The following is a 25325-nucleotide window of genomic DNA, read 5'->3' as shown; positions in this document are numbered from 1 at the left end:
TATGCCCCCTCTTCTACGCGAATTTACGAATTGTTAATCCACCAATTAGAAGACTCAAAGCCAATAACATCAGTAGCATACCGTCAAAAAAACCACCTGTTTTTGGAAGCATGGAACCATCTTGCATTTCATTTCCATTAAAAGAGATATCATTCAGATTACCAAACATACTTGCATCGTCTTGGTCTTCCTCATTGTTTGTAGCAATTTCAATTTCACCTATGCCATTTTCTACATTCTCTTCTGGGCTTGTGTTCATATTTGCATTTGGGTCTGTAATCGCAATTGTTTCTGAGTCGGTTTCAGTTTCAGTTTCAGTATCTGCATTTGTGTTTTCATTCATATTCTCACTTTCACCCGCATCTGCATAAACTTCCTCCGTGCCCTCAACCACTATTGCCGGTGTTTCATTTTCCATAGCTGTTTCCTCTGTATTTCCTCCCACTTCTTCAGGAGAGTTCTCAACTGATTCATTGGGATTATTCGGAATGCTAGTAGGATCAGCAGCTACCAATTCTTCTCTTCCAAGAATTTGTACAGTTGTATTTTCTAATAAATCATTATCTATTCCTAGAGACAGACCGTGATTTATTTGGGAAGAACCATCGCTATTTGTGTACTGATCATCTGTCAGCACATCGACAGTTAATTGATCCAATGGATCAGATAATACATCTAACTGTAAAACGCCTCTATTACTATATCGTTTGTTAATGCCGTTCATTTCATGACGATCCAATATCCCTATATGCATTTGATCCGTAAGTGGAAATTCATCACTCACTATTTCCACTACCCCACTATCAGACATTTCCATGTCATCAGCACTAGTGGTTCTTGATAACAATACATCTGCAGATAGATCGCCTAGTAAACCATCTGTTGTTTCAAGAGATAAAGCTGATGAGCTGTTTTGCTCTAGTTTCCCTTCCATCGAATCACTTATAGGTAAGACATTTAGTTCCAAATCATTCAATAAGGAATTGGAGTTCTCATCTTCAATTTCTAAATTGAGAAGGCTTGAACTGTCTGTATAGCCTTCATTAGAAGTAGATGTTTGATTTTCTAATATTCCTATATGAACATCTTCAAGAACTGGTACATTTGTAAGTTTCAAATGCACGCCTTTTTCCATACGGCTAGTTTCTTCTGATTTACCTTCGTTTATCATTTGCGTTTTATCTGCAAGGACATCTAATTCTATCTGGTCAGCAATAATACTTGATCCCAGTTCTGCATCTACCACTGCATCTTCACTTGAATAAGTTGTTTCTGTTATAGTTTCTTCTTGTCCTAGTATTTCAATCGCTACATCATCCGCTACTACCAATTCGTCTGTCATGATATCGGCTAAAGAACTTTCGTTGGAATAAGCAGTATTTGTCCAAGTTTCTTCCTGTCCTAGTACTTCAATCCCTACATCATCCGCTACTACCAAGTCCTCTGCCATGATTTCGGCTAAAGCACTTTCGTTGGAATATCCAGTATTTGTTAAAACTTCTTCTTGTCCTAGTACTTCAATTTCAACATCGTCCCCAACTACCAGGTCTTCTGCCGTTATATCAGCTAACGCACTTTCGTTGGAATAAGCAGTATTTGTTAAAGTTTCTTCTTGTCCTAGTACTTCGATCTCTACATCATCCGCTACCACCAAGTCCTCTGCCGTTATATCAGCTAAAGAACTTTCGTTGGAATATGCAGTATTTGTCCAAGTTTCTTCTTGTTCGAGTACTTCAATTTCTACATCGTCCGCTACCACCAAGTTTTCTACCGTTATATCGGCTAAAGAATTTTCGTTGGAATAAGCAGTATTTGTTAAAGTTTCTTCTTGTCCTAGTACTTCAATTTCTACGTCATCCGCTACTACCAAGTCCTCTGCCATGATATCAGCTAAAGAATTTCCGTTGGAATAAGCAGTATTTGTCCAAGTTTCTTCTTGTCCTAGTACTTCAATTTCTACAACGTCCCCAACTACCAGGTCTTCTGCCATGATATCAGCTAACGCACTTTCGTTGGAATACGTAGTATTTGTCCAAGTTTCTTCTTGTCCTAGTACTTCAATTTCTACATCGTCCCCAACTACCAGGTCTTCTGCAGTGATATCAGCTAACGCATTTTCGTTGGAATAAGCAGTGCTTGTTGAAGCTTCTTCTTGTTCGAGTACTTCAATCTCTACATCGTCCGCTACTATCAAGTCGTCTGCGATGATATCAGCTAACGCACTTTCGTTGGAATGCGTAGTATTAGTTAAAGTTTCTTCTTGTCCTAGTACTTCAATCTCTACGTCATCCGCTACTACCAAGTCCTCTGCCATGATATCAGCTAAGGAACTTTCGTTGGAATAATCAGCTTTTGTCCAAGTTTCTTCTTGTTCGAGTACTTCAATCTCTACATCATCTGCTACCACCAAGTCCTCTGCCGTTATATCAGCTAACGCACTTTTGTTGGAATAAGCAGTATTTGTTAAAGTTTCTTCTTGTCCTAGTACTTCGATCTCTACATCATCCGCCACCACCAAATCCTCTACCGTTATATCAGCTAAAGCACTTTCGTTGGTATAAGCAGTGCTTGTTAAGGCTTCTTCTTGTTCGAGTACTTCAATCTCTACATCATCTGCTACCACCAAGTCCTCTGCCGTTATATCAGCTAACGCACTTTCGTTGGAATAAGCAGCTTTTGTTAAAGTTTCTTCTTGTTCGAGTATTTCAATATCTAAATCGTCCGCAACTACCAGATCTTCTGTTTTAATATCTACTACCGCTTTTTCACTTGATGTACTTGATTCTGTGTGCGAAAGTACATCGACTTCCATATCACCAATTTCCTCATCTGCAACGGTTAAATTTACGAGTTTCTCCTCTTCATTACCTTCGTTGCTACTATTTTGTCCGTCATTTGCATTCGGAATCTCTACGTCGATATTGTCAATTCCAAGTAAATCATTTACTTCTACATCCAAAATAGTTGCTTTCTCTGGGGTATCGTTCAATACATCTACCTCAATTTGTAAGGGCGAGCTAGAATCATTTTCCGCTGCTGCCAAAGACGGGGTTAGTAATATCAACATCAAAAAACTGAGTACAGTCCAAGTAAAATGTAAGCTAATAGTTTTCATTATATTCTCTCCTTTTTATTGTGATTTTCATCATGTATAAAAAGGAGTTACTTCTGGTGGTTTCCTAAGCGGAGTATGAATCCACTGGATAATCGCATAATGGTTTTTGTGATACCATTTTTTACGCGTCAATTCCTTCATTAGCTCTTGCGAAGGCAATAGAGCAAATGGAGCATCTCCACTTTGTACTACTACGGAATTGGACGCAGAGCTTGGAGCACTTGTTGAAGTGTTTGAAATTGGTGTAACAATAACTTTTTTCTTTTGCTTATCAGGAATAGAAGGTAAAACGATTGAGCTTTTGTTGGAAGATTTTTTTGTTTCTTTTTTTTCTGCTTTTCCCGTTAACTTTTTATCCTGCTTAATGTGTAAAATCTCAAACGATTCTTTTTCTACACTCGCTATAGTTTCTTCCACTGGCGACTGATTTTGTTGTGGAGAGTTTTCTACAGCTGGAACTGAGACTGGCACGGATACTGATTCTTTAGGAGCAGCAGTAGGAATAGACGTCTCTTGAGGTATTTTATTCTCTTCCACAAGAGGGGCTGTATCAGTTTTAACTGGTTCTTCTACTTGCTTTTGCGGCCTTATATTTGTCGGTCTTTTTTCTTCGACTATTGGTAAATCTTTTTCATCGATTATAACTAGCGCTGTACTGGACACTTCCTCTACTGTCTCCTGTACTTTATTGGTAACCTTTTTTAGACTACCGTTTACCTCAGTCAAAATAGGGGTAACAATAGGAGCATCCGGAACAGTTTCTACTGTTTCATCTACTATATCCATCACATTTGAAACGACGGATTCAGTAGTCGAAGGTACTTCATTCACTACCTGTTCAACCGCTTCGCTTGTCTGTTCTTCGACTTCCTTTACTGTCTCAACCACAGGTTCAACAATTGTGAGTATCTCTTTCACTGGTTCCACGGCTGGGACTACCTCTTCCACTTTTTCAACTGGAAGTGTATTATCTAATGTCGAGTTTACCTCTTCTGTAACATTTTTTGTTTCTTCCACTAATTTAGTAATCGATTCACCTAGTAGTCCCTTTCTTTCATGGTTCGTCTCTTCTCCATAAACCTGATAAGGAAATATGATGAATGCACTTATTCCTAATAGAAACACAAACCAGCCTTTATTCATCTTTTCACCTCCTACCACACATCTATTGACTGATAATTCCGTGTACTTACTCTATTACCCACTTTGTAGTGGTTTAAATCATATTTTCAATGTTTGTTAGATTAATAGATGGGTAAACAAAGACTATACGTTAATATGTGAAGGAGGAATGCACCATGCAAAATATGTATGAACACCAAACAGACGACATTGTACAAGAAACCGGAGATTATACATGTGAGGAAGGTATTACGAAAAAACTATATAAAGGAGATAAGTTCCCTTCCTGTCCACAATCAGAAATAGCTACTAATTGGAAACACGCGGAAGGTCACGTTCATAAAACTGGAGAAGTAGTACCGGAATCCGGAAAGTATATTGATGCGAATGGACATGAAATGCCTTTAGTAAAAGGAGACGTTTTTTTAACTTCCCCCAAAACAGGAGAAGAAATAGAGTGGAGACATGCTGGGGAATAACTTCTGTATGACAAAAATAATACCTCAATAAACTTAGTACAATTGTATTCGGTTTATTGAGGTTATTTATTCTTGTATCCTTTTATGATTTCGCATTTCTTTTACTAGATTAGTCTGGTCTTTTAATAGAGAATACTTCACCGATTTTGGCATAATTAGATCCTGCTAATCTACTAACTGCTTTTAAAGAATCGCTATTTATACGACCTTGCTCATAAATAGATTCATCTATATGATAACGGACTATTTTTCCAATCAGTAAATCCGTAGTAATGGCTCCCTCTTCTCCTAATTCCACTATTTGCTCTAATATACATTCAAATCTAACTTTCGCTTCTTTAATCCCTGGGGTAGAAATACTTTCACTTGAAACAAGCGTTAAATCAGCTTTGTCTATTTCACTTTCGTTTGATGGAAGTGATGCAGCAGTAATATTAATCTTATCTACATTATCTTCGTCAACGATATGCACAACAAATTCATGTTTTTCTGCAATGTTTCTTGAGGTATCTTTTCGTTCTCCATTTTTCCGCTGAATTGCGATAGAAATCATCGGTGGACTTGATGAAACAATATTAAAGTAACTAAATGGTGCTCCATTAATCGTCCCATCTTCACCAACACTCGTGACGAATGCAATCGGTCTAGGCACGATACTTCCTATTAACAACTTATAATTTTCTCGTTCAGAATTATTTTTAGGATTTAGAGATAACATATGCGACTCCTCACTTTGCTTTTGTTGCTAGTATGAACTAGCACTTATTTTTCCAACTCTTTTTAATAAATTGATGAATACTTCTTTTTCCTGGTTTGAAATACAAGAGAATATTTCTTCTATTACAAGTTGGTGTTTTGGAAATATATCATCCATTATTCTTTTCCCATCTTCTGTAATTTGAATATATACAACACGACGATCTTCTTTACAATCGATTCTTTCCAGTAGCTTTTTTCGTTCTAATTTGTCCATAACGTATGTGATTGAACCCGAATTAATAAGTACAGCATTCGAAATTTGCCGAACCGTTTGTTTTCCTTTGCTATATAGAGCCTCCAAAACCATGAATTCAGACATATGCATATTATAATTACTTATATCCTTCTTTGTTCGTTCTTGTACCATTTTTGATGCCTTCATCAATACGACAAATGATTTTAAGGATAGATTCTCCTCCATGTTGACTCCTCCCTTCATTTTACCTTGAATTAAACTATCTCGAATTAAATATATTGTACTTTTTATTTGAAAGGTCGTCAAATATACTAAAAAAGCCGAATCGAATTATATATTCGCCTTGGCCATTAACTAGATTTTCAGCACACAACTATTTACGAATTGTTTTTAAGGCTCCGCTCCATACGAGAACTTCTTCAAGCATAGTATTAGCATTTGCTGTATGGTAATCAGCTGGTTTGAAGACACTCATTTTTTCAAAGTCGGACATTAAAGAAAAAGTTACAGCAGTGCGAACATCTGCAACTTGTAATTCTCCTAAGATTAAACGCATATTTTCATGTGCACGAGTGCCACCTAAACTTCCATACCCAACTAATCCGGCTGCTTTATTGTTCAATTGTATGTTCAAGTAGTCTAATGCATTTTTAAGAGCTCCTCCAACTGCATGGTTATATTCTGGGGTCACAAAAATATACCCGTCAAAAGAAGCCATTTTATCTGTCCAAGCACTGATAGCATTGTTTGCTTCGTCTCTTCTTTCTGCAGGAAGTTCTTCTCCTAAAAACGGTAACTTATATTTTGCAAGATCAACTAATTCATATTCTGCATCTTCTCGTTTTGTTGCAAAATCATACATCCAGTTTCCTACTGCTTCAGCATTTCGACCTTGGCGTACACTCCCGATTATAATACCGATATTTAATTTCTCTACTATCATTATTTCTTCCTCCTATTTGACTTCCCCAAATATTTCATCAAAAACCACTGCTTTATATTATTTGCTTTGTCGCTTTTTCCTAAACGAGCACATTAGCTAGTTTGATCAACAAAAAAACCCCCACTAATGGAGGTTTTTCACTTTCTATTTTTTAAGGGACTAGTTCGATCTTCCTTAAATAGTATGTCTCTTCTCTTGCCATATGGTCTGCCATAAGTGGTGTAAAGGTTCCTAGCGCTTCTTTTTTTATCCTCATTTCTTCTAATTCCCTTAAAAAGACTTTGAAAATAGTCATTTCTAATTCAATACCTTGATGGAATTTATCTAATGCTGGAAACTTGTCGACATTCGCACGTAAATAACCTGCTAATTCAATAGCCTTTAGATAAAAGTCTTCCCACTCTTTCATGAACTGCTGACCTTTTTCCTTTAATTTCTTTTCTACACTGTCTAAGTCTGCATCAATTGCTCCAGCATGGCCTGCCGCATCAATGAGCCATAACAGATCATGATGTAAGGGATGAACCGCTGGAATGTTCTGTCCGTTCTCTAAGTAGGAGAATACTCGAATCGCTTCTTCTACTTCATTTACCATATGATTAATGAAACTAGGCGGCAAAGAGATTTTCACTTCTCCAACTAAATGCTCTTTAATTAACCATAATTTAAACGCTCGTATTTTTTCACTCGCTACTTTAGCTTTTTGTGCAACCACCATTATTTCCTGATCTGTTAACGGTTTTTTTGAGGTTTCTAGTAGTTGATCAAACCGTTTGATAAAAGAAGCTGCCACTTCTATTTTTTCTTTCTCACCCGGTGCCAATGAGTCATGAATAAACCGTCCGTGATCTCCTAACACTTCCAGCCAAAAATGAAGTTCATACAATGCAGTTTCTTGAAACGAAATTGCCAGTTGAAATCCCCCTTTTTACATAATAAAAGTATATGCAAAACGAGAAAATGATGTCACCTTTTAACGTTTTTCAAATTATTCAAAAAGAATAACCAATTAATGTTATAGTTAGTTAATAGATAAAAGTGTTTTGTTACTGCTGCTCGGCACCAGTAACAGGCTTGTAATTTGTTGATGAGGTGAGTTTTGTGGATTTATTGTTAATTATTTTACCTGTTTTCATTATCTTTTTTATTGGTTTTTTAGGACAGAGATTAATAGGGTTTGATATTAAGTCTATTTCGACTGCGGCTCTTTATCTTATGTCACCTTTTTTAGCTTTTCGCACATTTTATACACATGCATTAACCATTGATTACTTTTATATGGTGTTAGCTTGTATCCTTCTCATATTTGGACTTTTCCTTTTCGTGTGGTTAACTGCACGTATGCTGAAATCTTCACGTCCCCAATTTGCGGCGTTAATGCTCGGTGCTGCTTTTCCGAATAGCGGTAACTATGGAGCTCCGGTTGTTCTTTTTGCTTTAGGTGCCGTTGGGTTTGATTATGCTGTTATCATTATGGTTTTACACGGTCTATTCATCAATACATTCGGAATCTTCTTTGCTTCTTTAGGGGGCGAAGAAAAGGCCTCGTGGCGTCAATCTTTACAAAGGGTCATCCGCATGCCGCTCATTTATGCAGCAACCTTAGGAATCATTTTGCAATTAGTCGGTGCTTCGGTTCCGAAATCAATTATGGATGGGATTGGACTAGTGGCGGATGCTTCCATCCCAACGGTAATGCTCGTTCTTGGTATGCAACTAGCCGTTATTTCAAGAAAAAAGGTCGCTTATCGATATGTCTCAGTTGCAACTGTTATTCGAATGGTGATTTCCCCTGTCATTGCAGCATTAGTCGTTTATTTTATGCCACTGAATGATATGATCAAAACCGTATTTATCATACAAGCGTCCATGCCGACTGCCGCGAATACGACGCTTCTCGCGCTTCAATTTGGCACAGAACCGGATCTCGTATCTTTCACGACATTTGTTACAACTATCATTAGTATTATCACAATCCCTTTTGTGTTATTTTTCCTTGGAATATAATACAGCAGAAAAAACGTATGCGACGTCTGTATGAGCACAAACTTTTTTAAGGAGCGCATGGCGTTTGCTTAGGAGCGGATACCGAAGTTTTACGAGCGCATGAGACGTCTGTATGAGCACAAACTGTTTTAAGGAGCGCATGGCGTTTGTTTAGGAGCGTATACCAGAGTTTTACGAGCGCATGAGACGTCTGTATGAGCATAAACAGTTTTAAGGAGCGCATGGCGTTCGTTTAGGAGCGGTTACCGAAGTGTTAAAATAACAAGTTTACTTGGAGGGAGACGCCGATAACTACCGCGCAGTTTTCCTATACAGCGTTGCATTAAAAAGCCTTCTTCGATGACGAAGAAGGCTTTAGCTTTATTTTTAAACAGCAAACAAAATTAGTTTCCATACACGTAAATACGGTTTCTTCCATTCTCTTTCGCTTCATACAAAGCATGATCAGCCTGTCTAATAAGCCCTTGCAACGATAAGCTATTATTCCCTAATTCGATGAATGCATTTGAAATACCAAAGCTAGAAGTTATACAAATATCTTTCCCATTAAAACTTGTACGCTTTGCACATACTTTTTCCCGTATTAGATCAGCCACTTCATATGCCTCCTCTAAAGAGGCATGCGGCATACATAAGATAAACTCCTCACCGCCATATCGTCCTATTACATCTTTGGCTCTTAAGTGTTGTTTTGCAATGCTTGTCACTTGAGTTAATACAACGTCTCCTGCTTCATGACCAAATGTATCATTCACTTTTTTAAAATGATCAATATCGAACATAATAACGGATACATCTCCTCCAGTTATAGCAAGATCATCTATTATCATTTCCGCTTTTTTCATAAAAAAAGTTCGATTAAGCACTTGGGTTAAACCGTCCATACTTGCTAATTGCTTTAGCTTTTCCTGTAAATACACTCTTTCCGTTACATCAGCGAAGGTTATAATCTTTCCCAGCTGCATATTCCGCTTATTTTGGATGGGTGAAAAACTAATATGAAAATAAGTAATTTTATCTGCTATACATACTTTATAGTCACATTCTTTGCCTTCGTCAATAATTTCAGCAAGCGTACTTTCTTTACCAAGCATATCCGTTAACATCTTTCCAATAGCTCGGAAATTTAAACTGGGGATAACATTTAAAATGGCTTTATTGTAATCGACTATCGCCCCATTTTGATTTAATACAATTACTCCTTCTTTCATACTTTCAAATACTTTATCTCTCACAATCGGCGATACATGGAACATTTGAAAGGATAAAAGCGCAACACCGTGAAAAATAAATGTAATACTCATCGACACTGGTCCAAGATCGATTCCATACGGAGTTAGATCGTTTAAATATAAACAACTCGCTAAAATAGGTATCATAAGCCCTGTCACCATTAGCAAGACTTGCATTCGGAATCTAAATTGAGATTTTTTCAACTGCCTTAATAACACAATAATTGCTATCATCAAACACGAAAAAACAAAGATGGAATGAATATAAAACCAAGGACCATATTCTAGCTCTAAAATAGGAGACGGTCCGTCGTTACTTAACTGCATGGAGGTGTAATATAAATGGTGAAGTTTGTTTGTGTTGAGCATAAAAATAGTCATAATCGGTATCATAAAAAGGACATAATAGATCCACTGCTTCAGCTTTTGTCCCACGTATTCAAAACACATGATTAAAACGAAGACCGGTATAAATGGTAAGGCAAGATACTCCATTCTTAACCAAAATTGCACTTGCTCCAGGGATGTACTTGCTAGTTCGAAGGCATAAGAGAATGTAAAAATCGTCGATAATAATGTGACAAAAAAATAGGGTCGTGCTCCAGGTGCTTCCTTGAGCTTTAAATGAGCGTACAAACATAAAAAGAGGCTAATCGTCCCAGCTAATATAACTATTAGTATGTACATTAATGATTATTACTCCATTTCCAATTACTTCATATCGTTATTTGTATTATATAGTAGCTTATGACCCTCTGACTATACTTAAATTTTAGGTAATTCCTATGTAAACTTCACGTATCTAAAGAGAATGTTACCGTATAATCTGGCTGTCTAAGTGAACAATAATTAAAACGAACTTCCCTCACTGTAGTCGAACTAGGAGGAACTATTTATGAAGTCTTTAGTATGGAAGATTGGATTATTTATTATTTTAATTTTTTGTATCGCTTATGCTTCCTCCGCAATGGATAAAGGTAGACCGTATTATGAACAGAGAGGTTATGTGCTTTGGGACATTCAGACGGAGGAAAAAATTATTGCCCTCACCTTTGACGATGGCCCCCATTCCACGTATACTACACAAATTTTGGATTTACTAGCGCAATACAATGCCAAAGCTACATTTTTTGTGATTGGTGAACGCGCAGAGAACATGCCTGATCTAATTTTGAAGATGGGACAAGAAGGGCATGAAATAGCCAATCATACGTATACCCACCCTTATAAAATCACCCCGGAAAAGCTAGAAGATGAATTAAAAAAGACAAATGAAATCATCCATGATATTACTGGTACTTATCCGCTGTATTATCGTCCTGTAGGAGGAACTTATGATGATCGAATCATCAATACAGCTGTAGAAAATGGCTACAGAGTAGTTATGTGGTCATGGCATCAGGATACGGAAGATTGGAAATCCCCAGGTGTGGATAAAATTGTTTCGACCGTTTTATCCGGTGCCAAACCAGGCAATATTGTATTGTTTCACGATGCAGGTGGAGATCGCTCTCAAACGGTAAAGGCACTGGAAGAAATTCTTCCAAAACTACAAGCTCAGGGATATGAGTTCGTTACTATATCAGAGCTACTAGAAATAACAAGTATGAGCTTGAAAAACTAACGTATAACAGTATTCTTACAAGCGGCTAGCATTAGTAAGAATACTGTTATGCTTTTTATTTTTTATCTTTTTCAAATAGAACGATTAATGCTGGCAGAAGAATACCTCTAATTAGGAATGTATCTAATATAATTCCGACAGCGACGATGAAACCGAAGACAAAAAGGAGCTGTATCGGTTGTGTCATCAGCACGGCAAAAGTTGCGGCTAATAGAATACCTGCTGAAGAAATAACCCCTCCTGTGTTTGTCACTGCAATTTGAACGGCTTCTTTTACATTGTGCTTTTTACGTTCTTCTAAAAACCTCGAGATTAAAATAATATTATAATCAATTCCGAGCGCTACTAGGAAGACAAATGAATACAGTGGAACTCGATTACTAATCGTATCTATATCGAAGAATAGGTTCGATAAAAACATTCCAAGACCAAGTGCCGCTAAGAAAGATAATAATATCGTTCCCATCATATAAATCGGCATTTTGAACGATCTCGTTAAAACGATTAGCAAGGTGAAAATTAACAGAGTTTCAAGTAACACGATGACGATTAAGTCTCGATCATTTACAGATCGATCATCTACTTTAATAGCCGTCTCACCAGCGAAAAACAGCTCTCCTTCAGCGTCGCTAGCTTTTACAATGCTCTTAGCATTTTTTACCATCTCTTCTAGCGCGTCCATGGATTTTGCGGAATAAGGACTTTCTTCAAATGTTAATTGATATTGAACCGCAAGACCGTCTTCCGAAACTCCCGATGGACGAACAGAACTAACTAATTCTTGTTTAGATAACTGTTCCATTACACTTGCTTGAACGTCTTCTGAAATTTCACTGTCAGATTCAAACAAAACGGTCGTTTGGGCGAGATCCCCTTTCTCAAATTTCTCTTCGATTATTTCATAGCCTTCTCGAGAAGGCATGTCATCTGGGAAGGATTTGATCGTATCAAACTCATATTTCATGTTAAACATATTCAACGCTGAAACTACTAATATTATTAGTATTGAAAATGCCGCAATTAGTGGTTTGTTCACAACAAAAGAACCGATTTTACCCCATAATGAACTTGCTTTTACTTCTTGCTCTCCGTATTTTGGAATACGCGGCCAGAACGACTTACGCCCGAACAAAGTAAATAAAGCTGGGATCAACGTTACCGAAGCAAACATAATGACGAGCATCGTAGTACCAAAAATTGGGGCAAAGTTCTTATAATCTCCAAAGTTAGCGAAAAAGAGAACAAGCATTGCAACAAATACTGTACCTCCAGCAAAAAATACTGGAATTCCGGTCTCACGCATCGCCCACTTCATCGCATCGAATTTTTGTTCATAGTTCTTCAACTCTTCTCTGTAACGAGAGAATACAAATAACGAGTAATCGATTGTTGCGGCAAATAAAAGAATGGACATAATGGAAACAGATTGACTAGCTAATTCCAAACCGTTTGCCCCTAAAATGCCGAGCAACTGATTGACAACTTGATACACAATTGCAGCTGCCAAAAGCGGAATCAGAGCTAATAAAGGGGAACGATAAATTACCATTAACAGGATCAATATTATGCCTACGGTCGATAACAATAAAACAATATCTGCCCTAGAAAATAAGTTGGTCGTATCTACAGCAATTCCAGCGGGACCAGTCATATAAACAGTAGAACCTGTTTCATCAATTACGATTTTTTTTGTTGCTTCCAAACTAGCTTCTAGTTCATCCGTTTCTAAAGATGGATCAAAACTAAAAGGAATAACAGCTGTTTTTTTATCCTCTGAGAAAAAACCTGTAAGTGCTTGAGGTGGCAAGCTGCTAAATGAAATCATTTCTTTTAATCCATTTATATTAGCAGAGGTTACTTTCTCTAAAGCCACTCCAAGGGTTTCGACATTTATTTCCCCTTCTTCCGATTGTAGAACAAGGATTCCTGGAATACTTTCCGCGTCTTTAAAATGTTCATCGATATTCTTTTGAGCTATAACTGATTTTGCATCCTCCGGTAATGAATCTACACTAGATACTTTATATTCGCTTGCACTTGGCGCAAAAACAGTTAATAGAACTGTAATAGCTAACCAGATTCCTAGTGTCATCCACATGCCACTCTTTTTAGCTACAAAATCTGTAACATGACGTAAAGCTTTTTTCATTTTTCTCCCTCCCTAAGCTTCTTAAGTGACACAAGTGTCACTTTGAATAAAAAAAACATAACTACCCTTCCCATTATGTGTAAAGGTGACAGTTATGTCAATTATCATTTTTCGAACATTCCATGACTTAGTATTTCTTTGATAGAAGAAATCCATTCCGCTTGCGGTATTCCAAAATGGTTTGGTATTGCTATCGTTTGAAAAATCATACCTAGTAAAACTGCAGTAGGTATATGATTTTTAATCACATTTTCTTTCCTTCCTAACTCGATAAACCCTTGAAATTGTTCATACATATCCACATAGTATTCACTTAGCTTGGATTTGTTATCTTCCACTCTTTTTGTTGTATTAATGGGAATTTGATGGATGATTTCTACTACTTGATGTATATTGCTCTGTTCAAAGATGAAATCGATTAATAGATCAAATTGCGTTTGGAAATCCCCTGACTTATCAAGCTCATTAAATTTCTTTAGAAAACTATTCATCTCATACATAAGAAATTCGGATATTAATTCATCCTTATTTTCATAATATTTATAAATACTTCCTCTTGATACATCTAAGGCCGTTGCTAATTTACTAAAAGTAAATGCTTCATAACCATCAGTAATAATCATTTGTTTCGTCGCTTGAAACAAATCCTCATCTGTATATTTACGTTCACGCGCCAATTCTTTCACCTCGCTACTTACGTAATTATAGTACATGACGCCCATTTCATAAACAATCTTCAAATCAAAAATATTACAGAAGTGGTAATGGTGCCAGGCACCGGTGACCACCCTGTAATATCAATCGAATTGCTTTTCTTTTAGTTATTTATAATTAGTGATTGTAGTTGCAAGTTGGTCTATAACTGGAATTGTGCTTGTTTTGTTTTTCTCGGTTAATACCGTGAATATAAGCGTTTCTCCATTTTTCGTTTTAGCATAACCTGAAAGTGATTTAATATTTTCAAGACTGCCTGTTTTTGCTTGTATATTACCCTTCGCCGGAGCTGACTTCAATCGATTGCGAAGTGTTCCGCCTATAAATCGGTCGGATACCCCTGCAATTGGAAGACTCTTATAATACGTATTGTACCAAGGCTCTTTGCGAACAACATACAGTAGCTGCGACAACTGGCCAGAACTAACTTTATTGGAGTATGACATACCAGATGCATCTTCAAACTTCCATTTCGTCACGTCTAATCCAACCGAGGCTGCGTATTCATGCATGGCCAGTAAACCTGCATCCCAGCTGCCTTCTCCATATTTGGCTTTGCCCATTTCCTTTGCTAACATTTCTGCATGTGTATTATTGCTTAGTTTCATAAAAGGAATGATTAGTTCTTTCAATGGCATGGACTTTCTTGAGACTAATGCTTTTGCATTTTTAGGAGTTTTTCCTTCTACAACTTTAGAAGAAGCTGCAAATGTAATACCTTTTTCCGCGAGTGACCTTTTGAAAATATCTAAGGTATAAATAGTTGGATTCGTTACGGATATCCATTCTTTTATCCCGGAAGTGCCAATTGGTGAGTTTCCAGTAATCATAACTTTATTCGTCCCGACTTGACGCGTAATTTTTAATGTATTTTTACTCCCTTTAGGAACTGTTTTGGAGTTATTTACTATTTTTAAAACGCTTGTAACAGGCGTCATCGTTACTTTAGTCGCTTTCCCGTTTGTTCCTGGCTTTGCTTCCACAATGACAGAGCCTGCATCGAAATCTCCATTAGGCGAAAGTGTTAGTGCAGAAATTGGCGCTGCATAATAATAAGGCTCGTCCTCTGCTAATATCCCTGCAGATAAACGAACATTATCGTACCATGTGTCATCTCCGACTAAATTGCCTGAAACCCTTTTGATGCCCTGTTTTGCTAAACTATTTGCAAAATTGTCAAAGTGGTTTTTCAATAATGTAGGATCCCCTTGCCCCTTTACATACAAATTGCCATTTAGTGTTCCATTTTTCAACTTACCGTCTGTTAATACAATAGTTGAAAAGCGGTAGTTCTCTCCAAGAGTTTCCAGAGCCGCAGCACCTGTCAGCAGTTTTAGAGAAGAGGCAGGAGTAATTTCTTTATCCCCATTATATTGATAAACAATTTCTCCTGTGGATGCTTTTCGGACGGTCACACTCGACGTGGCATTTTTCATCCTACTATCTGCCATGATATTATTTAGCTTATTTTGTAAACTTGCATAAGATGTGGCTGCTTCTACTTTGGAATCTTCTTTTAAAGGTATAAATACGCTACTACTGATCATGAAAAGAGCAACGAGGCTAACTAAAATTTTTCTCCAATTGTTCACTATGTACCTCCCATGTTGAATGATGTAGTTATTTGTATTTTAACACGTAATTGTCAGAAAATAAGTTGATTTATTAACTTTTAAAAAATGCGTTCTAATTTCCTAGTTGACATTAATTTTCTTTTTATATTATACTCAAACCAACTACTTTGCTTAACAAGGTAGTTCTTTTTTAGAACACTATCTTGTTTAACAATATAGTTGCTAGGAGGATTATTTGTGACAATCAGAAGTCAATTGCTAAAAGGAATTCTTGATGGATGCGTGCTTGCTGTCATTGAAAAAGAACCTGTTTATGGATATGAATTATCTCGTAAATTACAGAACATTGGTTTAGCGGACGTTAGCGAAGGAACAATTTATCCTGTTTTATTACGATTGCAAAAAAATAAACTTATTACAGGAGAAATGAAACCTTCGGAATCTGGACCAAACCGAAAGTATTACTCATTAACTCCAGCCGGAAAAGAAGCACTAATAGTCATTTCAGAAGAGTGGAATCAATTATCTATCCCCATTAATGCCCTACTAACGAAAGGAGTAGATTCAAATGAAAGCAAGTGAATTAATTGCACAAAACAATCAAAAAAGAGATTTGCTTACAGAGGAAAATGAAAAGTACTACTCGAATTTATTGCTTTATATACGAACGAAACTCAGCTTATCGGAACAACAGTCGGAAGAAGTTTTAATGGAAATGTTAGATCACTTATTAGAAGGTCAAAAGGATGGAAAGACAGCTAGAGATATTTTCGGAGATGATCCAAAAAGCTATGCAGATGAAATCATTAGCCACTTACCTGAGGAAGAAAAGAAGAACTCGTTAAAACTTGTTAGCCAAGTAGCAGTAAATTTATTAGGCTGGTTCTTGGTTATTCGAAGTATCGCCCTTCTCATTATCGGACAAATGCAGGAAGTCGATTCGAGGGTGTTTATCATCCCATCGTTTATTATATTAGTATTAATTGCTTTAATGGTTAGCGTGGGAGTAAAAGTAATTTTTAGTTTGATCCATCAATCATTATTCGATGAAAAATCCAGCGATAAAAAACTAATGGTAAAAGCCGGTTTATTCGGAGCGGGCGGATTTCTAATAATTATGGTTGCAAGCTACTTTATAAAAGACTTTGGTCCTTCCTTTGAATTTCCTTGGATCGCCTCTTTAGGAGTCGGTGCAGTGCTGGTACTTATATCTTGGATCATGAAAGGGAGAAAAAAATGACGAAGTTTGAAGATAAATTAAATTGTCTTATAGTAGATGATTTGAAACTTGTATCATTTGATATTTTAGATGATATGATTGAAAATATCGGTTCAACAGACCCTTTTTTAAGAGATAAATTAATATACACTGCTTTTTGGACGTTAATTTTTAAAGATCATCTAAATAAACAGCAGCTGGAATATATTTTAAATAAGCTACTAGAAAATGAATTACTAGTAAAGAATATCGAACAATCTTCGTCCGACTTTGTATTTACACGATCGTTCACTTCTCTTGTATACGCTGCCATATTAGAATACGATTCGAGCAAACAAGTAGTCGATGAGGATCTAGTAAGAAAAGTAATAGATACTACTCATGACTATATGACAAAAGAGAATGATCTAAGAGGTCATGTAGCTCAAAAAGGTTGGGCTCATGCAGTAGCACACGGGGCAGATTTGTTAGATTCATTGATCAAACATCCATTAGCAACTGAAGAGGATGCACGCAAAGCGCTACAACATATCACTCGATTTATCACCATCGCTCATGGTTACCAAGACGACGAAGAAGAACGCTTATCTTATGCGTTTGTAACGCTAACAAAGCATCACTTTCAGGAATCAGAAATCGCTAATTGGTTACTAGGGTTTCATCAATCACTTATTGATAAACAAGCAAAGGCCGACGATGTATTACAACCCTATTACGCAAAACTAGCATTTAAAAACTTCTTGAAATCCACCTACTTCTTACTCGAAAAAGAAGCTATTCAAAGTGATTTGAAAGAGACAGTTAAACAACTAGTATTGAAATTACTCTATTAGAAAGCAAAGGTGCTCCAGTACCCTGAGAGCGCCTTTATTGATTTTCAGCCTTACGTTTGAATCGGCGAAAGTGCCTTTGTTTGTTCCATATAAATAAACGCATCATAACGACTGCCGATTTTGGATGGGACATAATTGCCGTAAGCCTCAAATTCAGGATGATACACTACCCCTATGGCGCGATGCCCAATCCAATTATTAAATATGGATCGATTCTCTTCATTAAATATTAATAGCTTGTCATGCGCACCAGCATTATGTAATGCAGCTTCCCATGATTCTTTTCTTGCTGGAGGTACTTCTATTTCCTTATATGGAAGTCCCCATTCGTTCGAAGCGATAACCGTACCTCTATGCGTACCAAAGCCAATAGCAAATACATTTTCTTTTCTATTTTGCAAACGAAGAATTTGTCCCACATTCACCATTCCGGCCGCTTCCATATCCGTAGCAGATGCATCCCCGATATGCGTGTTATGTTCCCAAATAATTATTTTCGCATCTTTTCCATGGTAGTCCATAATCTCATTGATCGCCTCGACCATATGCTCGTCCCGAACATTCCATGATAACTCATCACTTCGAACCATCGCACGGTAATATTCTTCTGCATTTCTAGCGACCATGGCATTTATTTTTAAATTTAAATCTGTTTCTTCGGCATCTTTATATTTGTCTTCATGAGCCCGGATAGAAGTTAACAGCTTAGATACTTCGTCAACACATGCATCTGAAATATTGACTGAGGAAAATGCATAGGTTTCAGGATGACGATTAAATGGTTCGAAACAAGAGAAGGCTTTTTTGGCAAACGCTAGATCCGTCCCTTGGGGGTTAGTCCTACTCAAATAATTGATTACTTCATCAAGTGATTCCCATAGGCTATACACGTCAATTCCGTAGAATCCCACCTTCTCTTCTTTTTGTGCATTATACTCTTTTAACCATGTAACAAACTCAGCGATTTCTTCATTTGCCCACATCCAGGTAGGAAAGCGTTCAAAGGCTTTAAATGCTTGTCGCACATTCTCAGGGCCTTCTTTATAGCCTTTTATATACCTATTAATATGCTGAGTAGACGGCCAGTCTCCTTCCACCGCAATAAGAGTGAATCCCTTCTCTTCTATTAAACGTTTCGACAACTCCGCTCGAGCTGTATAAAACTCGGAAGTTCCATGGCTTGCTTCTCCTAATAGAACAATCTTAGCATCTCCAATCGCTTCCAAGATTGGTGTTAAATCTTCGGTGTTTTCATATGGTAAGGCATATTTTTTAATCGTATCTTCTAGTGGAATCAATGAATACACTCCTTTTCCATTCAGTTTGAGTTGGGTGCAAGTCTTTCATTCATTTCACTGATACGATTCCTTTTCTCTTATACTTTTAAACAAGAAAATGCTAAAACAATAGGAATTCTAAGCCTTCTTTCATATTCCTCTTCGCTACTAAAATGTGCTCGCTTTGGAGTGCCTTCTCGTAAATCCAACACAGAAAACCCTGCATTTTTTAGTGCGGTAAAATATTGTTCGATAGTCCTGTGGTATTTAACAACGACTTTGTCTATCCATGGTTCTTTTCGCACCCCATCCAGAAAATAATCGTCCACTACCCAGTTTCCTCGCTTATCCCCAGTTTGCTTACTAACAAATGAGGACGTTGTAAGCGGATGTTGCACACTAAATATGAATCGTCCGTTATCATTTAAGGTATCGTATACACGGTTAAACAGTTTTTGAATATCTTCTATATAATGAATAGCAAATCGGGAAGTAATGATATCAAATTCATTTACAGGAAAATGAAAAGATTCCATTGTGCCGAAATGGACAATCCCGTTCCTATTAAGTAAATTCTCTTTTGCGGTGGCTACCATTTGTTCCGAACCTTCTATTCCCAAGTAATGCTTAGCACCCTTTTCTAATAATTCTTTCCCGAATGAAGCATCCCCGCAGCCTAAATCTAATACTTTCTTTTCCTGAAAATCGCCCATCAGTTCATAGATGATCGGACCTTCTATTGCATTGTTTGGGCTGTCCAGTCTTCCCCTTCTCTTCATATAATTTTTGAAGAACTCTACTTGATCGTATGCACTTGACCCTTTAAATTCCATAGCATTCCCTCTATCCCCATTGAAATTTATTTCTTTTATTCCTAGCTTAGCAATTTACTTTAGATTTTACAAAATCATGGTACTATTGAATAATAATTCTCTTTGAACCGTACATTGTATAGAAAGCACGGTGACTTATGAAAACTATATTAAATAAACTAACCAAAAGACAATGGTTACTATGGTGTGGATTGTTCCTTTTCGGCTTATTTTTTATATTGAATAGAGAGTTAATCATGTTACTTTGGAACGGTGACGTGGAAGCAATTCGTACGTTTTTAAATAAAAATATGGGATATGCTTTATTTTTCATGTTTCTAGTTATGCTCATTCAAAACTCTTTTACTGTTTTCCCACTCATTCTTGTGATTACGATTAATATGACACTCTTTGGGTTTATCAATGGTTTTATATGGAGTTGGCTAACTGGTGTGCTTGCCTCTTTGCTTGTTTATTATGGTGCGCGCTATATTTTTCAAGAGGTTATTGCAGAAAAATTTAATACAAAACTGATAGAAAAAATAGATGCAAATGGATTTGTTTACGTATTCCAAGCGAGAATCTTTCCCTTTGTCCCTACGAGTTTAGTCAATATTGTTGCAGGTCTCAGCACTATCCGACTGCTTCCTTATTTACTCGCAACTTCTATCGGTAATTTTATTTATTTCTTCGTCCTCGCACTCATACCAGCAGGAATACTGTCCGCCAACTGGGATGAATATATTATTTGGATTATTATCGCAACAGCAATCCTTTTATTTTATTTATCTAAACTAGTGAAACGGAAAAGAAATGCTATTCATGATGATAAGGATAAATTATTTCCTTGAACGGAGAGAATACATGTGAAAATTGCTATACTAACAGATATTCATGGCAACGAACTAGCACTTAAAGCAGTCTTGAAGGAAATAGACGCACATGGAGTTATAGAAGAAATTTGGTGCCTTGGCGATATGATTGCAATGGGTCCAGACACCAATGAAGTGCTAGATTTACTATTATCGCGTCCAAATATTCGAATGATCACGGGAAACCATGATGAAGCCATCCTGTCACTTATTGCAGGGGAAGGACATCCAGAAACCTATAAACACACACGGGAACACCACGAGTGGGTCGCAAAGCAATTATCTGCTGAAAATGAGGCTCAGCTACGGCGATTACCTCGGATTATTGAAAAAGAAATAAACGAGACGCGCACCATTGGAATTCACTATCATATTGAATTAAATAAGCGTGATTCCCATATTAAAGACGAGCCCTTTCACAGTATACTAGAGCCAACTCTAAATAATATGGAGAAAATGTTCGGCCATTACCCTGCTGATATTATTTGTTTTGGACACCATCATCCGGAGCACCTTTTTAAAAATGAACATCAAATTTATGTAAACCCAGGTGCACTAGGTGTTTCAAAAGGAAGTACTGCTCCTTATGCGATTATTGACTTTGCGAAACCGAAGCAGCCAGCTATTCAAATCCATCATGCACCTTATGATAAAAAAGCTTTTCTACAAAGATTTGAGACACTTCAAGTGCCTCAAAGAGAAATCATGTTTAAACTATTTTATGTCGGAGACTAAATTAACTTTTATAAATCAACTCCCTTTAAACAATAAAATGTTCAAAGGGAGTTATTTTATTTTCAATCACATAAATCCAACTAAATATAATATATTTTTGATGCATTTTTTCACACTTTCACTTTAAAGCGTTAAAGTGTATTGAATGTTTTCTGAATTCTCCCTATAATGAACAACAATATACATAATAGAAATGGAGATTAGTAACGTGAAAGACTTTTTCAATAAGTTATTAACCGGAATGAGCATTGGGATTGTAGTAGCATTGATTCCCAATGCATTGTTAGGGGAAATTTTAAAATTAATAATCCCTCACGTTCCAGCATTACAGCATTTATTTGATATTACTATATTTGTTATGAGTTTATTACCTGTGATGATTGGTGTTATGGTCGGGATTAAGTTTGAACTAACACCCATTCAAACAGCTAGCGTTGGTATTGCAGCTATGGTCGGTAGTGGTGCGGTTCAAAAAACAGCAGACGGCTTATTTGCGCTTCAAGGCATCGGAATTGTTATTAACACGGGAATTACTGCCGCACTAGCAGTTTTATTTGTAAAACTAGTTGGTGACCGTTTAAAGGAGTATTCCATTCTAGTTATTCCTACTTTAACTATTTTAGTTCCGGGGATGATTGGATATTTACTATTACCATTTATTAAAAACTCGACTGGTTTGTTGGGACAAGGTATAGCACATCTCACAACATTACAACCAGTTTTAATGGGTGCCATTATAGCAGTAGTTTTCAGTCTGATTATCCTATCCCCTATTTCTACCGTTGGAGTTGCTACAGTTATTATGCTCTCTGGTATTGGATCGGGTGCCGCAAATCTAGGTATTGTTGCAACTGGGTTTGGTTTGGCCATTGCAAGCTACAAAGCAAATAGCCTTGGAACCGCTCTTGCACATGTGCTTGGTTCTCCAAAAATTCAAATGAGAAACTTCTTTATGAAACCAAAGATTGCTTTTCCTATGCTAATTAGTGCAGCAATACTAGGTGCACTCGCAGGAGTACTTAACATCCAAGGAACACCTTATAGTGCTGGGTTCGGCATATCCGGATTAGTTGGACCTTTAAATTACATAAACTTAGCGGATGGCGGATGGACTTTAGAAAATATAACCATCATGTTAAGTACGTTTTTAATACTCCCGATTCTATTAAATATCGGTCTCATCTATGTCTTCTCTCGAAAGTTAAAACTGATTAAAGCAAATGATTATAAATTAGATTTTGAATAGATATAAATGCCAGGAACCAAACTATATAAAATAGTATCGGTTCCTGGCATCATTCACTTATTTGGCATTTTCGTCTGCTTGGTGAATCCCAATAATATTCCCTTCGGAATCGGTAAAATATCCTTGCCATGCCATTCCAGGCAATGCATGCTTGGGAACAGAAATTGTACCGCCTTGAGCTAAAATTGCTGCTTCTGTAGAATCATAATCTTCCACCTGCATTGTGCAAACAAATGCATTTACACTTTGTCCACTTTCAGGTGATGGAGTTCTACGCTGCATTAAGGCACCATCAATTCCCCTTTCCTCTTTATCTCCTGTGATAGCCCCAAAATAAGGTGTTCCTGCAAAGTCACTCCAGTCTTCAAATTGCCAACCGAAAACTTCTCCGTAAAATTGCTTAGCTCTGTCCATATCATCCACATGAATTTCAAAGTGTACAACTCGCCCCATCTGAGAACCTCTTTTCTAAAATTATTGGAAACATATTCATTCTGATTATGCCATATATTCTGAATTTTTACGATGATAATTTGCATAACTATAATAGAATCTTCTCGAAGGTAAAACGGCGAGCTTTTGCCGATAGCAAAAAAAGATGCCTCCTATAAAATAGAAAACATCTTTTTTGGCACTTAATTATAAAATTCTTCCGGTATAGCTCCAATAGTTCTTCGATGATAAAGAAGCGGTTCTTTATCTTCATTTTGGATATCTAGCACTTCACCAATTATCGTCGTGTGATCTCCTGCATCAATTTGGCTAAATACTTTACATTGTAAAGTAGCTAATGTATCCGCAAGAACCGGCAAATTCAGTTCAGACTTTTTCCAGTCACATTGGCTGAAGCGGTCTTCTACTTTGCTAGAAAATAGCGTACATAAATCACTTTGATCAGAAGCTAAAATATTCACGGTAAATTTTTCTACTTTTAAAAATTCTTCATACGAGTACACTCGCTTATCAATTGACCACAAAATAAGTAGTGGTTCTAAGGAAACCGATGCAAACGAGTTAACTGTCAGTCCCATCGGTTTCCCCTCTTGGTTAAATGCTGTTACTACTGTTACGCCTGTAGGGTAATTGCCCATTGCCGCCTTAAAACTTGCTATCTGCTCTATTTTATTATCCATATGAACTTCTTCCATTCTATTTTCTTTTAAGCATATCAAAGTCATTATATTCTTTCACACTTTTTGATTCCACAGAATTTTCACTTTTGTTTAAATCATATCCGGAAGGGTAAAGATAGGTATATCACAAATAAAACAACAAATGGAGGAATTATAATGACAGTCAAATTAACAGTAGAAAATGCCTTACAAGCAAAACAAGAAATTGAGACACTGGAATCACAAGGTTATTCAAAGGACCACATTCATATTTTCGCCCATTTCAAAGAAAGAGCCGACGATATTAACGATGCTTTAGATACAAAAGACGTTGGTTTAAAAGAACAAGGTCTTCTGGATTCGATGAAAAACATCTTTACTTCCCGTGGGGACGAACTCCGTAACAAAATGGAGGCAACCGGGTTATCAAAAGAAGAAGCTGCAGCTGCAGAAATGGAGCTCGATAAAGGAAAGTTAGTAATTATTGCGCATAAACCACAAGAATAAATGTACATCTGTTAATAAAGTGAAAAATCCTATTTCCTGTAAAGGGAAATAGGATTTTTCTTTTGTGCATATATTATTTAACTTACACCTTTATCCCCTCTTTCATTGTTCCTGCTAGCTCGAATTATTTCTTTTTTTAAACTGTTTGATTCATTTATTTAGAAAGGAGAGACTATTCAAAAAACGTTGCCGATTAATAGTCGTTTGGATATGATGGTTATAAAGGAGGGAAACATTCAATGACTAATGATCATGAAGGATTTTTTGATAAGGAAAAACAAAATGTCCCAAAACCGAAAATGGAAAGAAAAGATGGTGAACCTACTTCCGCTTTCAAAGGGGCTTCTGTGGCAGCACTGATAATAGGAATCTCTGCTTATCTAATAGGTTTGTTCAATGCCGCAATGGAATTGAATGAAAAAGGCTATTACTTTGCAATTTTAATATTTGGACTCTATGCATCTGTATCTTTACAAAAAGCAGTAAGAGACAAAGAGGAAGGAATCCCAGTTACGAATATTTATTATGGAATTAGCTGGGTTGCAATTATTATTTCTATTTTATTGATGGGCATTGGCTTATATAATGCAGGAAGTATCGTTTTAAGCGAAAAAGGATTTTATGCTATGGCTTTTGTTCTTAGCATATTCGCAGCGATAACAGTTCAGAAAAATGTAAGGGATACGCAAAAAGCCCGAGAAGCAGATTGAATAATGAACAGTGCCAGTCACTCACACTAATAAACATGTGAGCAACTGGCACTTATTAGTTCATCGCTAAGTCGTTAAATTCCATCCT

The 25325-nt window shown here is 36.8% G+C and carries 25 protein-coding genes; 11 read left to right on the top strand and 14 right to left on the bottom strand.

Going from position 1 to position 25325, the window contains the following annotated elements; all coding sequences use genetic code 11:
• Positions 1-13: 13 nt before the first annotated feature.
• Both ACIP9W_RS06100 and ACIP9W_RS06095 read right to left on the bottom strand, forming a co-directional pair.
• Entirely contained in the window at positions 14-3115 is a 3102-nt protein-coding gene (locus ACIP9W_RS06100) for a hypothetical protein (RefSeq protein WP_400787188.1), read from the bottom strand.
• A 30-nt stretch (positions 3116-3145) separates the two neighbouring features.
• Complete coding sequence (locus ACIP9W_RS06095) at positions 3146-4258, bottom strand: hypothetical protein (RefSeq protein WP_400787185.1); 1113 nt, start codon at positions 4256-4258, stop codon at positions 3146-3148.
• Between the two features lie 155 nt (positions 4259-4413).
• On the opposite strand from ACIP9W_RS06095, the gene ACIP9W_RS06090 reads away from it, so the two are divergent.
• Entirely contained in the window at positions 4414-4716 is a 303-nt protein-coding gene (locus ACIP9W_RS06090) for a hypothetical protein (RefSeq protein ID WP_282243123.1), read from the top strand.
• 109 nt (positions 4717-4825) lie between these two features.
• Here the strand turns inward: ACIP9W_RS06090 and ACIP9W_RS06085 are convergent, their stop codons facing one another.
• From ACIP9W_RS06085 to ACIP9W_RS06070, 4 genes are all read right to left on the bottom strand, one after another.
• Positions 4826-5434, bottom strand: a complete 609-nt coding sequence (locus ACIP9W_RS06085; protein WP_400787182.1) for a flavin reductase family protein — start codon at positions 5432-5434, stop codon at positions 4826-4828.
• Between the two features lie 27 nt (positions 5435-5461).
• The gene (locus ACIP9W_RS06080) at positions 5462-5896 is read right to left on the bottom strand and encodes a MarR family winged helix-turn-helix transcriptional regulator (RefSeq protein ID WP_400787179.1); all 435 of its coding nucleotides are present in this window, start codon (positions 5894-5896) and stop codon (positions 5462-5464) included.
• Positions 5897-6044: 148 nt separating this feature from the next.
• Positions 6045-6614, bottom strand: coding sequence for an NADPH-dependent FMN reductase (locus tag ACIP9W_RS06075; protein WP_400787176.1), 570 nt, complete (start codon positions 6612-6614; stop codon positions 6045-6047).
• A gap of 151 nt (positions 6615-6765) precedes the next feature.
• Positions 6766-7500 carry a DUF2935 domain-containing protein gene (locus ACIP9W_RS06070; RefSeq protein ID WP_400787173.1) on the bottom strand — a complete coding sequence of 245 codons (735 nt, stop codon included), beginning with the start codon at positions 7498-7500 and terminating at the stop codon, positions 6766-6768.
• Between the two features lie 215 nt (positions 7501-7715).
• Between ACIP9W_RS06070 and ACIP9W_RS06065 the strand changes: the two genes are divergently transcribed.
• Positions 7716-8621 carry an AEC family transporter gene (locus ACIP9W_RS06065; RefSeq protein WP_400787170.1) on the top strand — a complete coding sequence of 302 codons (906 nt, stop codon included), beginning with the start codon at positions 7716-7718 and terminating at the stop codon, positions 8619-8621.
• A 383-nt stretch (positions 8622-9004) separates the two neighbouring features.
• Here ACIP9W_RS06065 and ACIP9W_RS06060 read toward each other — a convergent pair whose 3' ends face one another.
• Positions 9005-10540, bottom strand: coding sequence for a histidine kinase N-terminal 7TM domain-containing diguanylate cyclase (locus tag ACIP9W_RS06060; protein ID WP_400787167.1), 1536 nt, complete (start codon positions 10538-10540; stop codon positions 9005-9007).
• A 208-nt stretch (positions 10541-10748) separates the two neighbouring features.
• On the opposite strand from ACIP9W_RS06060, the gene ACIP9W_RS06055 reads away from it, so the two are divergent.
• Complete coding sequence (locus ACIP9W_RS06055) at positions 10749-11477, top strand: polysaccharide deacetylase family protein (protein ID WP_400787164.1); 729 nt, start codon at positions 10749-10751, stop codon at positions 11475-11477.
• A 55-nt stretch (positions 11478-11532) separates the two neighbouring features.
• Here ACIP9W_RS06055 and ACIP9W_RS06050 read toward each other — a convergent pair whose 3' ends face one another.
• The 3 genes from ACIP9W_RS06050 to dacB form a co-directional block, all read right to left on the bottom strand.
• Entirely contained in the window at positions 11533-13626 is a 2094-nt protein-coding gene (locus ACIP9W_RS06050) for an MMPL family transporter (RefSeq protein WP_400787161.1), read from the bottom strand.
• Positions 13627-13730: 104 nt separating this feature from the next.
• On the bottom strand, positions 13731-14339 hold the full coding sequence (locus tag ACIP9W_RS06045) for a TetR/AcrR family transcriptional regulator (RefSeq protein WP_400787159.1): 609 nt from the start codon (positions 14337-14339) through the stop codon (positions 13731-13733).
• A 108-nt stretch (positions 14340-14447) separates the two neighbouring features.
• Complete coding sequence (gene dacB, locus ACIP9W_RS06040; RefSeq protein ID WP_400787156.1) at positions 14448-15932, bottom strand: D-alanyl-D-alanine carboxypeptidase/D-alanyl-D-alanine endopeptidase; 1485 nt, start codon at positions 15930-15932, stop codon at positions 14448-14450.
• Between the two features lie 219 nt (positions 15933-16151).
• Here dacB and ACIP9W_RS06035 point away from each other — a divergent pair, with 219 nt between their 5' ends.
• From ACIP9W_RS06035 to ACIP9W_RS06025, 3 genes are read left to right on the top strand one after another with little or no spacing between them, the layout of a single operon-like run.
• Complete coding sequence (locus ACIP9W_RS06035) at positions 16152-16496, top strand: PadR family transcriptional regulator (protein ID WP_400787154.1); 345 nt, start codon at positions 16152-16154, stop codon at positions 16494-16496.
• Complete coding sequence (locus ACIP9W_RS06030; RefSeq protein ID WP_400787152.1) at positions 16483-17154, top strand: DUF1129 family protein; 672 nt, start codon at positions 16483-16485, stop codon at positions 17152-17154. Before ACIP9W_RS06035 ends, ACIP9W_RS06030 begins: the two co-directional genes overlap by 14 nt.
• A complete protein-coding gene (locus tag ACIP9W_RS06025) occupies positions 17151-17966 on the top strand; it encodes a DUF2785 domain-containing protein (RefSeq protein WP_400787149.1) in 816 nt (271 codons plus the stop codon). Before ACIP9W_RS06030 ends, ACIP9W_RS06025 begins: the two co-directional genes overlap by 4 nt.
• Positions 17967-18016: 50 nt before the next feature.
• Here ACIP9W_RS06025 and ACIP9W_RS06020 read toward each other — a convergent pair whose 3' ends face one another.
• Together ACIP9W_RS06020 and ACIP9W_RS06015 are read right to left on the bottom strand one after the other, a co-directional pair.
• Positions 18017-19264, bottom strand: a complete 1248-nt coding sequence (locus tag ACIP9W_RS06020; RefSeq protein ID WP_400787146.1) for an erythromycin esterase family protein — start codon at positions 19262-19264, stop codon at positions 18017-18019.
• 77 nt (positions 19265-19341) lie between these two features.
• Positions 19342-20076 carry a class I SAM-dependent methyltransferase gene (locus tag ACIP9W_RS06015; protein WP_400787143.1) on the bottom strand — a complete coding sequence of 245 codons (735 nt, stop codon included), beginning with the start codon at positions 20074-20076 and terminating at the stop codon, positions 19342-19344.
• A 137-nt stretch (positions 20077-20213) separates the two neighbouring features.
• On the opposite strand from ACIP9W_RS06015, the gene ACIP9W_RS06010 reads away from it, so the two are divergent.
• The 3 genes from ACIP9W_RS06010 (at position 20214) to ACIP9W_RS06000 (ending at position 22908) form a co-directional block, all read left to right on the top strand.
• Entirely contained in the window at positions 20214-20906 is a 693-nt protein-coding gene (locus ACIP9W_RS06010; protein ID WP_400787140.1) for a TVP38/TMEM64 family protein, read from the top strand.
• 15 nt (positions 20907-20921) lie between these two features.
• The gene (locus tag ACIP9W_RS06005) at positions 20922-21662 is read left to right on the top strand and encodes a metallophosphoesterase family protein (RefSeq protein WP_400787137.1); all 741 of its coding nucleotides are present in this window, start codon (positions 20922-20924) and stop codon (positions 21660-21662) included.
• 208 nt (positions 21663-21870) lie between these two features.
• Complete coding sequence (locus tag ACIP9W_RS06000; RefSeq protein WP_400787134.1) at positions 21871-22908, top strand: PTS sugar transporter subunit IIC; 1038 nt, start codon at positions 21871-21873, stop codon at positions 22906-22908.
• A gap of 57 nt (positions 22909-22965) precedes the next feature.
• On the opposite strand, the gene ACIP9W_RS05995 is transcribed toward ACIP9W_RS06000, so the two are convergent.
• Together ACIP9W_RS05995 and ACIP9W_RS05990 are read right to left on the bottom strand one after the other, a co-directional pair.
• Positions 22966-23361, bottom strand: a complete 396-nt coding sequence (locus ACIP9W_RS05995) for a VOC family protein (protein ID WP_400787131.1) — start codon at positions 23359-23361, stop codon at positions 22966-22968.
• 182 nt (positions 23362-23543) lie between these two features.
• A complete protein-coding gene (locus tag ACIP9W_RS05990; RefSeq protein WP_400787129.1) occupies positions 23544-24041 on the bottom strand; it encodes a flavin reductase family protein in 498 nt (165 codons plus the stop codon).
• A gap of 156 nt (positions 24042-24197) precedes the next feature.
• Here ACIP9W_RS05990 and ACIP9W_RS05985 point away from each other — a divergent pair, with 156 nt between their 5' ends.
• Positions 24198-24527: a YflT domain-containing protein gene (locus ACIP9W_RS05985; protein WP_142538096.1), complete on the top strand. Its 330-nt coding sequence runs from the start codon at positions 24198-24200 to the stop codon at positions 24525-24527.
• 239 nt (positions 24528-24766) lie between these two features.
• The gene (gene yiaA / locus ACIP9W_RS05980) at positions 24767-25237 is read left to right on the top strand and encodes an inner membrane protein YiaA (RefSeq protein ID WP_282245638.1); all 471 of its coding nucleotides are present in this window, start codon (positions 24767-24769) and stop codon (positions 25235-25237) included.
• Positions 25238-25325 lie beyond the last annotated feature (88 nt).

Source organism: Psychrobacillus sp. NPDC093180 (assembly GCF_044754065.1).
Lineage (GTDB): Bacteria > Bacillota > Bacilli > Bacillales_A > Planococcaceae > Psychrobacillus.
This window is presented reverse-complemented; position numbering and strand designations above follow the sequence as displayed.